Here is a 519-nt window from a genome sequence, read left to right as displayed (position 1 = left end):
GCATAGGCTGGCAGCGAGAAGGACGGCGCTGCTTTCAGGTGGGTGAGCCGGCCGGAATGCAAGTGTTCGCGGACCAGCCGGGCGGGGAAGTAGCCGGAGCCGCCTTGCGCCGTGACATGCTGCAGGCCGAGCCAGCCGATGTTGGCCGTCAGCCCGGGTCCGATGAAGTTGGGAAAGCTGGCACTGTGCCGGGCATAGAACTCCGGCCCCCAGTCGATCAGGACGTATCCTGGCCCCGGCTCCGGTACGGCGGCGGGGTCCGTCGAAACCAGGATCAGCCGTTCCTCCAGCAGCATTTCAACCTTGAGGCCCGGGCGGCTCTGCGGCGTGTACATCACGCCGATGTCGATGCGCCCCTCGACCAGGCCGAGCATCAGGTCCGGCTCAAAGCCAATCTCGGCGCGGACAGACACGTCGGGGGCCGCTTCCCGCATGACCGGCAGCCAGTGCAGCAGCAACTGCTCCCACAGCCCGAAGCGGCCGCCGACCGTCAGCGACGCGCGAAAGCCGCGCGGCACG

Annotated in this window: 1 protein-coding gene; it reads right to left on the bottom strand. The window is 68.4% G+C overall.

Annotation, left to right across the window (positions count from 1 at the left end):
* Positions 1-519 (bottom strand): LysR substrate-binding domain-containing protein (locus tag ACKGJN_RS16805; RefSeq protein ID WP_409540718.1); only part of this gene is annotated, 519 nt, incomplete at both ends.

The organism is Gillisia xinjiangensis (genome assembly GCF_046298265.1).
Taxonomy (GTDB): Bacteria; Bacteroidota; Bacteroidia; order Flavobacteriales; family Flavobacteriaceae; genus Gillisia; species Gillisia xinjiangensis.
Note: the sequence above shows the minus strand (reverse complement) of the source record. Positions and strands in the feature narration are given on the sequence as shown.